This window comes from Streptomyces alkaliphilus, assembly GCF_014141535.1.
In the GTDB taxonomy this organism is placed as follows: domain Bacteria; phylum Actinomycetota; class Actinomycetes; order Streptomycetales; family Streptomycetaceae; genus Streptomyces; species Streptomyces alkaliphilus.
Genome location: NZ_VKHT01000123.1, coordinates 1 through 8,229 on the forward strand (window position 1 = coordinate 1; position 8,229 = coordinate 8,229).

Genomic DNA, 8,229 nt, shown 5'->3' on the forward strand with positions numbered 1-8,229 from the left:
GATTTGTATAAGAGACAGGGGTGAGGGTTCGCGGGCCGGCCGTCCGACCGCCGGAAGGCCGGATTCCGGGGCCGGGGAACCCCCGGTGGGCTCAGACCTCCTCGCGGAGGGCGTCCAGGGCCGCGATGTAGGCGTCCAGGTCACGGGCGTCCGGCATGCCGTTGATCACGCTCCAACGCACCACGCCCTCGCGATCGATGATGAAGGTGCCGCGCAGCGCGCACCCCCGCTCCTCGTTGAAGACGCCGTACGCCCGCGAGACCTCGCCGTGCGGCCAGAAGTCGGAGAGCAGGGGGTACTCCAGGCCCTCCTGGTCGGCGAAGATCCGCAGCGCGAACGGCGAGTCGTTGGAGATCGCCAGCAGCTGGGTGTCCTTGTTCACGAAGGCGGGAAGACGGTCCCGCACCTCGCACAGTTCGCCGGTGCAGATCCCGGTGAACGCGAAGGGGAAGAACAGCAGCACGACATTTTTCCCGGGGTTCCCGGGGTTCCCCGCGTTCCCGGCGGTGTCACCCGCCCCCGCCCGGAAGTCCGAGAGGCGAACGGTCTCCCCGTGCTGGTTGCGCAGCGCGAAGTCGGGCGCCTTGGTTCCGGGGGTGATCTCCATCGACGGGTTCCCTTCGACTGCCGGGCCGGTCGGTTCCCTCACCGACGTGAACGGTCCGCGGACGACTTCACGCCCGTGATCCTCAGCCTACGCCCGACCGGTGACAGGGGGCGGGGCAACGGGGCAACGGAGAAGTGCCGCCCGGGGACCCGCGCGGGACCGGGCGGCCCCGCCGGCCGGCCCCGCGGTCGGTCAGCGGCGTCCGCCGGTCTTCCCCGCAGCGGTCTTGGGCGTGACCAGCCGGCTGCCGGCCCAGTCCCCGCCGGGGGCGATGGTCTTGGTCTGGGCCAGGCCGGCCGTGCGGGCGGACTCGTCGATCTCACTGGGTTCGACGTGCCCGTCCCGGCCGGTCTTGGGCGTCAGCAACCAGACCGGCGCGCCCGGATCGATCAGGGTGGTGGCATCCACCAGCGCGTCGGTGAGGTCACCGTCGTCCTCGCGGAACCACAGCACCACGGCGTCGGCCACGTCGTCGTGATCCTCATCGACGAGCGACTGACCCGTGATGGCCTCGATTCCCTCGCGAAGCCCCTGGTCGACGTCTTCGTCCCAGCCGAGCTCCTGGACCACCTGTCCGGGCCGGAAACCCAGCTGGGCCGCCGGGTTGGTCCGCTCCTCCGCGTGGTCCGCGGTCGCGCTCACGGATTGCCTCCTGTGCTGTTCGGTGTGGTGCCCGGTGTGACGGGTCCCCACCCACGCGTGCGCGTGGGTTGTGCCGTAGTCCACACGGGCCGGGCGGATCACGCAAGTACCCGGTGGGGGCAGGGGGTCAAACGTCGTGTCCCCGACCGCCCGTCGAACGGCCGGTGAGGTCCGCCACGCACGGGTCGGCAGGGGTACCGGACCGGTTGACGCAGCGCCTTCCCACCCACCCCGGAGGAAAAACCGGAACGACCCTTTCACAGTCCGGAAGCCCGGGGCGTAGGGTGGTCCATCGGCCACCGGTGTCGTCCGCGACCTCCGGGCCGGCCCGCGTCCCACCCTCCCGCGACCCCGCGGAGCGGGTGTTACCACACGGTAGAGATGACGTTTCGCCTTCCGGGGTCCACGATGGAAGGCGGCCCGACATCAGACAGAGGACATCAGCACAGCTCCCCACCTCACAGTGAAGGAACAGCGTGGCTTCCGGATCCGATCGCAACCCGATCATCATTGGCGGCCTTCCCAGCCAGGTCCCGGATTTCGATCCCGAGGAGACCCGGGAATGGCTCGACTCGCTCGACGCCGCCGTCGGCGAACGGGGCCGGGAACGGGCCCGCTACCTCATGCTGCGCCTGATCGAGCGCGCCCGTGAGAAGCGGGTGGCCGTCCCCGAGATGCGCAGCACCGATTACGTCAACACCATCGCCACCCGGGACGAGCCGTTCTTCCCCGGCAACGAGGACATCGAGCGCCGCATCCTGAACGCCACCCGGTGGAACGCCGCGGTGATGGTCTCCCGCGCCCAGCGTCCGGGCATCGGTGTGGGTGGTCACATCGCCACCTTCGCCTCCTCGGCCTCCCTGTACGACGTGGGCTTCAACCACTTCTTCCGAGGCAAGGACGAGGGCGACGGCGGCGACCAGATCTTCTTCCAGGGCCACGCCTCCCCCGGCATCTACGCCCGCGCCTACCTGCTGGACCGCCTCTCCGAGCAGCACCTGGACGGTTTCCGTCAGGAGAAGTCCAAGGCCCCCCACGGCCTGTCCAGCTACCCGCACCCGCGGCTGATGCCGGACTTCTGGGAGTTCCCGACCGTCTCCATGGGTCTGGGCCCGTTGGGCGCGATCTTCCAGGCCCGGATGAACCGCTACACCGAGGCGCGCGGCATCGCCGACACCTCGAAGTCCCGGGTCTGGGCGTTCCTCGGCGACGGCGAGATGGACGAGCCCGAGTCGCTGGGCCAGCTCACCCTGGCCGCCCGGGAAGGGCTGGACAACCTGACCTTCGTGGTCAACTGCAACCTGCAGCGGCTGGACGGTCCGGTGCGCGGCAACGGCAAGATCATCCAGGAGTTGGAGTCGGTCTTCCGGGGCGCGGGCTGGAACGTCATCAAGTTGATCTGGGACCGCACCTGGGACCCGCTGCTGGCGCAGGACCGCGACGGTGTGCTGGTGAACAAGCTCAACACCACCCCCGACGGACAGTTCCAGACCTACGCGACCGAGACCGGCTCCTACATTCGCGAGCACTTCTTCGGCGACGACCACCGGCTGCGCCGCATGGTCGAGGACATGACCGACGACCAGCTGCTCCACCTGGGACGCGGCGGCCACGACCACCGCAAGATCTACGCGGCGTACAAGGCGGCGGCCGAGCACAGGGGTCAGCCGACGGTCATCCTGGCCCAGACGGTCAAGGGCTGGACCCTGGGCCCGAACTTCGAGGGTCGCAACGCCACCCACCAGATGAAGAAGCTGACGGTGGACGACCTCAAGCGGTTCCGCGACCGGCTGCACCTGCCGATCGCGGACAAGGATCTGGAGAGCGGCGTCCCGCCGTACTACCACCCGGGGCAGGACTCCGAGGAGATCCAGTACATGCACGACCGCCGCAAGGGTCTGGGCGGGTACGTGCCCACCCGGGTCGTGCGGGCGAAGCCGCTGCCGCAGCCGGGCGAGAAGACCTACGCCGCGCTGCGCAAGGGCTCGGGCAACCAGCAGATCGCCACCACGATGGCGTTCGTGCGGCTGCTGAAGGACCTCATGCGGGACAAGGAGATCGGCAAGCGCTTCGTGCCGATCGCCCCCGACGAGTACCGCACCTTCGGCATGGACTCGCTCTTCCCGACGGCCAAGATCTACAACCCGCTGGGGCAGACCTACGAGTCGGTGGACCGTGAGCTGCTGCTGGCCTACAAGGAGTCGCCGACCGGCCAGATGCTGCACGACGGCATCTCCGAGGCGGGCTGTACCGCCTCGCTGATCGCCGCCGGCTCCTCCTACGCCACCCACGGCGAGCACCTGATCCCGGTCTACGTCTTCTACTCGATGTTCGGGTTCCAGCGCACCGGTGACCAGTTCTGGCAGATGGCCGACCAACTGGCGCGCGGTTTCGTCCTGGGCGCCACGGCGGGTCGGACCACGCTGACCGGTGAGGGGCTCCAGCACGCCGACGGTCACTCGCAGCTGCTGGCCTCGACCAACCCGGCGTGCGTGGCCTACGACCCGGCCTTCGGCTTCGAGATCGCCCACATCGTGCGGGACGGTCTGCGCCGGATGTACGGGGAGAACGCCGAGGACGTCTTCTACTACCTGACGGTGTACAACGAGCCGATCACCCACCCGGCGGAGCCGGAGAACCTGGACACCGAGGGCCTGCTCAAGGGGCTCTACCGGTACAAGGAGGGCACGGCCGGCGAGATCCCGGCGCAGATCCTGGCCTCGGGCGTCGCGGTGCCGTGGGCCGTGGAGGCGCAGCGGATCCTCGCCGAGGACTGGAACGTGCGCGCCGACGTGTGGTCGGCCACCTCGTGGAACGAGCTGCGGCGCGACGCGGTGGACGCCGAGCGGCACAACCTGTTGCACCCCGAGGAGGAGCAGCGGGTGCCGCACGTCACCCGGACGCTGCGGGGCACCGAGGGACCGGTGCTGGCCGTGTCGGACTGGATGCGGGCGGTACCGGACCAGATCTCGCGCTGGGTGCCGAACGCCTACCAGTCCCTGGGCGCGGACGGCTTCGGCTTCGCCGACACCCGGGGCGCGGCCCGACGGTTCTTCCACATCGACGCCGAGTCGATCGTGCTCGGGGTGCTGACCGAGCTGGCCAAGACCGGCGCGGTGGACCGCTCGGTGCTCAAGCAGGCCATCGACCGGTACCAGCTGCTGGACGTGACCGCCGCGGACCCGGGTCCGGCGGGCGGCGACGCCTGACGGCCGGCACGACCACATCACACGGCGGGGCCCCGGAACCGAAGAACGGTTCCGGGGCCCCGCCGTGGGTGTTCCGCCCGCCGCCGGGACGCAGGGAGGGGCGTCCTAGCATGTCCCGACATGGACGCGCCCCTCCCCACCACCCGTCGGCTGCCCGCCCCGCATCCCGAGGACGGGATCGAGCCCGGCCGGCGCCGGTGGGAACGACGGACCGAGATGCCGCTGCTCGGGTTGGCGGTGCTGTTCGGCGTCGTCTACGCGGTACCGATCGTCGCGCCGGGTGCACCGGCGGCGGTGCACCGGGTGTGCCGGATCACCGAGTGGGGGATCTGGGGTGTGTTCGCCGTCGACTACCTGGCCCGGCTGCTGCTCTCCGAACACCGATGGCGGTTCGTGCGCCGGCACCCGCTGGACCTGGCCGCGGTGATCCTGCCCCTGCTGCGCCAAATTCGACTGCTGCGACTCGTCTCCACCCTGTTGCTGGCCGGTGAGCGGGCCCGAATGGCCTCCCGGGTCCAGCTGACGGTGTACGTGGCGGGATGCTGCGCGGGACTGGTGATGTTCGGTTCCCTGGCCGTGCTGGAGGTGGAACGGGACTCCCCGGATTCCAACATCCATTCCCCCGGTGACGCCGTGTGGTGGGCGTTCACCACCATGACCACGGTCGGCTACGGCGACCACGCGCCGACCACCGGGATCGGCAGACTGTTGGCCATCGCGTTGATGCTCTCGGGGATCGCGCTGCTGGGCGTGGTGACGGCCAACATCGCGGCCTGGTTCATCTCCCGCTTCAACGAATCCGACGAGAACTCCCGGCGGCGGGACGCGGCCCTGGAGGTGCTGACCGAGGAGGTGCGGGCGCTGCGCGCGGAACTGGCCGCGCACCGAAGGGTCGCACCGGTCGACCCCGACGGGGGACCCGATCTGCCGTCGGGAACGGCCCGGGGGGCGGGACTTCCGGTGGCCGACGCCGGGGATCCCGACGGGGGGACCCGGCCGGGCGCGCCGGCGGTGGTCGACTGACGGAGCGGGGCGATGGGGCCCGGTGCCGCGGGGCCCCGGCGGCGGGACGGCTCGCGGCTCGCTCCGACACCGCGCCATAACCCCGTGAACACCCCCGACACGCCGTCGTTGCCCTTTCGTTGCCTTTCCGTTGTCTTTTCGCCGCCCCCCGGGTACGCTTCCCGTCACCCCGAAGGGCGGTACCTCCCGATCCGACCGGCGGTCTCCCCGCGGGGATGACCCGTATCACAGTGAAGGGGACTTCACGCCCCGAAGGGTTTATTTCCGACAGAACGATCGTAGGATGCGGGAGCAGTGTCGAACATCAGCCCCTCCCCCGCACCCCCCGGGCGCCACGCCGTCCGGTTTCCCGGCCTCCTGCGGCGGGTCCTGTTGCCGCTGGCCGTCGTCATCACCGTGCTGGCGGCCTCCGGGTGGATCACCAGCGGCGAACCGGCGGCTCCCGACCCCCGCTCCCAGCGCCTGGCGGCCTGGCACCGCGACTCCATCGGCGGCGCCGAACTGCCCTCGCTCGCCTCGTCCCCGGAACGGATCGCCTCCTTCTTCGCCTCCATGGGGCACCGCAAATGGATGCTGCTGGCCGAACGTCACCCCGAGGTGGTCGGCAACCTCGACGGGGTTCCGGTGGAGGTGCGGTACGCCGCCAACCGGCACTCGCTGGCCCGGGCCCGGCAGGAGGAGCGCGAGCGCATCGACGACGAGCGTCTCTCGGCCGCCGGACGCCACCACGCCGGACGCCTCGCCAACCGCTACGCCTCGCTGCTGGGTGAGGACCGGCAGATCCTGTCCTTCGACCCCTCCGGCACCGGTCGGGCGGCCGAGGTCCTCGGTGACCTGGACACCGCCCACCGGATCTCCGTGGTCGTGCCGGGGGTGGACACCGACCTGTTGACCTTCGAACGCACCCGGATGCGGTACCGCTCCCCTGTGGGGATGGCGGAGGCGCTCCACACCGAACAGACCGCCGTCGCTCCCGAACTGCCCTCGGCCGTCATCGCCTGGGCCGACTACACCACCCCTCGCGGCGTGGGTGTCTCCGCCGCCACGGGGGAACTGGCCGCCGAGGGCGCCGACCGGCTGGTGCGGGCCGTGGAGGGGTTGCCCGGTGACGCACCCGTCGCGCTCTTCTGCCACTCCTACGGCTCGGTGGTCTGCGGGCTGGCCGCCGAGCGCCTGCCCGATCGGGTGACCGACATCGTGGTCGCGGGCAGCCCGGGCATGCGGGTCTCCCGGGCCGACCGGCTGGGCACCGACGCCCGGGTCTGGGCCACCCGGGCGATCGGTGACTGGATCCGCGACGTGCCGCACCTGGCCGTGGGCCCGATCGGCCACGGAACCGACCCGGTGCACCCCTCCTTCGGGGCCCTGCACGTCGCCTCGGGCTCGGCCCGGGGTCACACGGGCTACTTCGAACCGGGCTCCGACAGCCTGCGCAACTTCGCCCGCATCGGCACCGGTCTGTTCACCACCGTCACGGGGCTGCGGGGCGCCCCGCTGTGCACCCCGGAGACCCCGGTCGGGCAGCCGGCCTGAACCGTGCGGACCCGCGGCCGGTGAGGACGTCCCCACCCCGAACGGCCCGAACACGCCTCCTCCAAGGGGAGGGGCGGATTCCGGACGCGTGACGCCGGGGACGGACATCATCGCGGGAGACGGGGGCGCACGCGCCCGAGCGTGTTCCCCGGGGAGGTGCGCGGAGGGTGACCCATCCGTCGGCCCGGGCGCATACGATGACCCACATGGGTGATGTGCTGGCCGGAATCCACTCCTCCTGGGAGTTCGACACCGATTCCGTACTCATCCGCTTCGAACGGGGGATCCGCACACCGAAGCTCTTCCATGTATTGGGCGAGCGTCGCATTCCCCATGAGGCGTTGAGTTCGGTCGAACTGGGCCCCGGGGCCCGGAAGGGCACCGTGGTCCTGCGGATCCTCCCCCGGCCCGGGTCCGACCCGCTGCTGGAGGCCGCGGCGGGCCAGCTCCGGGAAGCCGCCGACCCCTACCGCCTGGTGCTGCCCGCCGAGCGGGAGACCCCGGCGGGGTACTACGCGGCGGAGTTGCTGTCCCGGCTCGGCCCCCGCGCGCGCGAGGAGGCCGACGAGTTCATGGTCGACCCCCCGCCGGCACCGCTGCGCTTCAAGGCGTACGACGGCCGGGTCGTCTTCGACGGGGCCACCGTGGACTTCCACTGGTTCCGCACCGGGGCCTCCTCCGCCAAATGGAAGGCGGGGGACCAGACCTTCTCCGTCGCCGAACTGGCCGGGGTGGAGTGGCGCTCCCCCGAGGTGGAGGGCGGTTACCTGCGCCTGCTGCGGCGGGGCCCGGACGGCAAGCCGCTGCCCGCCGCACCGGTGCCGGCGGACCAGGACCCCACCGCCGTCGTCTTCGGCCTGGGGTACGGCCTGGTGCACGAGTCGCTCCCGCTCGCCGCGAGCGTGCTGGCGGCGGTGCAGGAGATGGAGCGGACCGGGGGCCCGGTGAGCGCCCTGCCCCATCCCAGGGACCCCCGACGGGACCCGGCGGACATCGCCGATCGGATCCGACACCTGGGCGAACTGCACTCGGCCGGCCTGCTCACCGACGAGGAGTTCTCCGCCAAGAAGCAGGACCTGCTCGCCGAACTGTGAAGCGGGGGCTCCGAGGGACCGCGCCCCGGGGGCGCGAGGGGTTCAGGCGCGGCGGGACAGGAAGGACAGGCGACGTCGGGGGACGTCCTCCTCCGCCCCGGGAACCGCGGGGGCCTCGAGC

At 71.3% G+C, this 8,229-nt stretch carries 6 protein-coding genes; 4 read left to right on the forward strand and 2 right to left on the reverse strand.

Translation table 11 applies throughout. The features are described 5' to 3' along the window. Positions 1–91 precede the first annotated feature (91 nt). Complete coding sequence (locus FNQ90_RS06645; protein WP_182605411.1) at positions 92–607, reverse strand: peroxiredoxin; 516 nt, start codon at positions 605–607, stop codon at positions 92–94. Positions 608–799: 192 nt separating this feature from the next. Beyond that, the gene (locus FNQ90_RS06650; protein WP_182605412.1) at positions 800–1,249 is read right to left on the reverse strand and encodes a DUF3052 domain-containing protein; all 450 of its coding nucleotides are present in this window, start codon (positions 1,247–1,249) and stop codon (positions 800–802) included. Between the two features lie 476 nt (positions 1,250–1,725). Here FNQ90_RS06650 and aceE point away from each other — a divergent pair, with 476 nt between their 5' ends. The 4 genes from aceE to FNQ90_RS06670 all read left to right on the forward strand — a co-directional run bounded on the left by aceE (position 1,726) and on the right by FNQ90_RS06670 (position 8,108). Beyond that, positions 1,726–4,458 carry a pyruvate dehydrogenase (acetyl-transferring), homodimeric type gene (gene aceE, locus FNQ90_RS06655; RefSeq protein ID WP_182605413.1) on the forward strand — a complete coding sequence of 911 codons (2,733 nt, stop codon included), beginning with the start codon at positions 1,726–1,728 and terminating at the stop codon, positions 4,456–4,458. 120 nt (positions 4,459–4,578) lie between these two features. Beyond that, on the forward strand, positions 4,579–5,481 hold the full coding sequence (locus tag FNQ90_RS06660) for a potassium channel family protein (protein WP_182605414.1): 903 nt from the start codon (positions 4,579–4,581) through the stop codon (positions 5,479–5,481). A gap of 303 nt (positions 5,482–5,784) precedes the next feature. After that, positions 5,785–7,014 carry an alpha/beta hydrolase gene (locus tag FNQ90_RS06665; RefSeq protein ID WP_323379809.1) on the forward strand — a complete coding sequence of 410 codons (1,230 nt, stop codon included), beginning with the start codon at positions 5,785–5,787 and terminating at the stop codon, positions 7,012–7,014. A 197-nt stretch (positions 7,015–7,211) separates the two neighbouring features. Then, positions 7,212–8,108, forward strand: coding sequence for a DUF4429 domain-containing protein (locus FNQ90_RS06670; RefSeq protein ID WP_143619336.1), 897 nt, complete (start codon positions 7,212–7,214; stop codon positions 8,106–8,108). The last annotated feature ends 121 nt before the right edge of the window (positions 8,109–8,229 follow it).

Bases quoted from the DNA above. Each gene is read 5' to 3' on its own strand.
- FNQ90_RS06660 (WP_182605414.1), top strand. From the start codon at position 4,579: ATGGACGCGCCCCTCCCCACCACCCGTCGGCTGCCCGCCCCGCATCCC.
- FNQ90_RS06670 (WP_143619336.1), top strand. From the start codon at position 7,212: ATGACCCACATGGGTGATGTGCTGGCCGGAATCCACTCCTCCTGGGAG.
- FNQ90_RS06645 (WP_182605411.1), bottom strand. From the start codon at position 607: ATGGAGATCACCCCCGGAACCAAGGCGCCCGACTTCGCGCTGCGCAAC.